The sequence below is a fragment of the Pseudomonas sp. GM55 genome, from assembly GCF_000282395.1.
GTDB lineage: Bacteria > Pseudomonadota > Gammaproteobacteria > Pseudomonadales > Pseudomonadaceae > Aquipseudomonas > Aquipseudomonas fluorescens_CC.
On the sequence record NZ_AKJJ01000067.1, the window covers coordinates 1 to 2,706 of the forward strand.

Annotated in this window: 1 protein-coding gene; it reads left to right on the plus strand. The window is 62.2% G+C overall.

Translation table 11 applies throughout. The features are described from left to right. A partial coding sequence (locus PMI31_RS18480) for a beta strand repeat-containing protein (protein WP_008019778.1) occupies positions 1 to 2,706 on the plus strand: 2,706 nt, incomplete at both ends.

The window sequence follows — 2,706 nt, forward strand, 5'->3', positions numbered from 1 at the left end:
TTACCTTCAGCGAAGCGGTGACTGGGTTCACCAATGCGGACCTGACCATCGCCAACGGCACCTTGACTGCAGTCAGCAGTAGCGACGGTGGCATCACCTGGATCGCGACCTTCACCCCGACCAGCGCCATCACCGACACCAGCAACGTCATCACCCTGGATAACAGCGGTGTGACCAATGCCTCGGGCAATGCCGGCAGCGGCACCACCGATTCCAACAACTACGCCATCGATACTGTGCGCCCGACAGCCACCATCGTGGTTGCGGACTCAGCGCTGGCGGTGGGGCAGACATCGGTGGTAACCATCACCTTCTCCGAGGCGGTGACCGGCTTCAGCATCGCCGACCTGACGGTGAGCAACGGTACCCTGAGCAGTCTGAGCACCAGCGATAACATCACCTGGACCGCCACTCTGACGCCGGCGGCGAGCATCACCGATACGACCAACGTGATCACCCTGGACAACACCGGGGTGGCCGATGTGGCCGGCAACACCGGCAGCGGCACCACCGATTCCAACAACTACGCCGTCGACAGCCAGCGTCCGACGGCCACCATTGTGTTGAGTGATTCGACCCTGAAACCGGGGGAAACTGCCCTGGTGACCATCACTTTCAGCGAAGCGGTGACGGGGTTCGACAACAGTGATTTGAGTGTCGCCAACGGTACCTTGAGCGCGGTGAGCAGCAGCGACGGTGGCATCACCTGGACCGCAACCTTCACCCCGACTGCCGGGGTTACCGATGCCAGCAACCTCATTACCTTAAGCAACAGCGGCGTTTCGGACCTGGCCGGCAACACCGGGGCGGGCACCACCAACTCGGCCAACTATGTGGTGGAAACCCAGGTGCCGACGGCCACCATCGTCGTCGCCGACAATGCCCTCAAGATCGGTGAAACGTCGCTGGTGACCATTACCTTCAGCGAAGCGGTGAGCGGTTTCAGCAATGCCGACCTGACCATCGCCAACGGCACCTTGACCTCCGTCAGCAGCAGCGATGGCGGCATCACCTGGACGGCGACCTTCACACCTTCCGCCAGCATCAATGACACGACCAACCTGATCACCCTGGATAACAGCGGTGTGACCAACGGCTCGGGCAACGCCGGCGTCGGCAGCACCAACTCCAACAACTATGCCATTGACACCGTGCGCCCGACGGCCACCATCGTGGTCGTGGACTCGGCGCTGAAAATCGGCGAAACCTCGCTGGTGACCATCACCTTCTCCGAAGCGGTGAGCGGTTTCACCAACGCCGACCTGACCATCGCCAACGGTACACTCACCGCGGTGAGCAGCAGTGACGGCGGCATCACCTGGACGGCGACCTTCACACCTTCCGCCAGCATCAATGACACGACCAACCTGATCACCCTGGACAACACCGGGGTCAGCGACCTGTCGGGCAACGCTGGCAGCGGCACCACCGACTCCAATAACTTCGCCATCGACAGCCAGCGCCCGACGGCGACCATCGTGTTGAGCGATTCGACTCTGAAACCGGGGGAAACCGCCCTGGTGACCATCACCTTCAGCGAGGCGGTGACGGGTTTCGATAACAGTGACTTGAGCGTCGCCAACGGAAACTTGAGCGCGGTGAGCAGTAGCGACGGCGGCATCACCTGGACCGCAACCTTCACCCCGACGGCGGGGATTACCGACGCTAGCAACCTCATCACCCTGAGCAACAGCGGCGTCTCGGATCTGGCCGGCAACACCGGGGCGGGCACCACCAACTCGGCAAACTATGTGGTTGAAACCCAAGTGCCGACCGCCAGCATCGTGATCGCCGACACGGCGCTCAAGGCCGGCGAAACGACCCTGGTGACCATCACCTTCAGTGAGGCGGTCAGCGGATTCAGCAATGCCGACCTGACCATCGCCAACGGTACATTGAGCAGCGTCAGCAGCAGCGATGGTGGCATCACCTGGACGGCGACCTTTACACCCACCGCCAACATCACCGACGCCAGCAACCTGATCACCCTGGATAACAGCGGTGTGACCAACGCCTCGGGCAATGCCGGCAGCGGCACCACCGATTCCAACAACTACGCCATCGACACCCAGCGCCCTACCGCCACCATCGTGGTCGCCGACAATGCCCTGAACATCGGCGAAACCTCGCTGGTGACCATCACCTTCAGCGAAGCGGTGACCGGTTTCAGCAACGCCGACCTGACCATCGACAATGGCACCTTGAGTGCGGTGAGCAGCAGCGACGGCGGCATTACCTGGACGGCCACCCTGACACCGTTGGCGGCCATCACCGACACCAGCAACCTCATCCAGCTCGATAACAGCGGCGTTCAGGATGCGGCGGGCAATGCCGGTAGCGGCACCACCGATTCGAACAATTACACGATCGACAGCCAGCGCCCGACCGCCACCATTGTCATGGCCGACACCGACCTGCATCCCGGCGAAACGACCCTGGTGACCATCACCTTCAGCGAAGCGGTCAGTGGTCTGGACAGTTCTGATCTGAGCGTCGCCAACGGCACCTTGAGCGGGTTGAACAGCAGCGACGGTGGCGTCACCTGGACCGCGACCTTTATCCCGACGGCCGCGATCACCGACACCAGCAACCTCATCTCCCTGGACAATAGCGGTGTCACCGACGCGGCAGGCAACGCCGGGAACGGAGTGACCAACTCGGTGAATTACCTGGTACAGACCAGCGTGCCGACCGCCAGCATCGTGA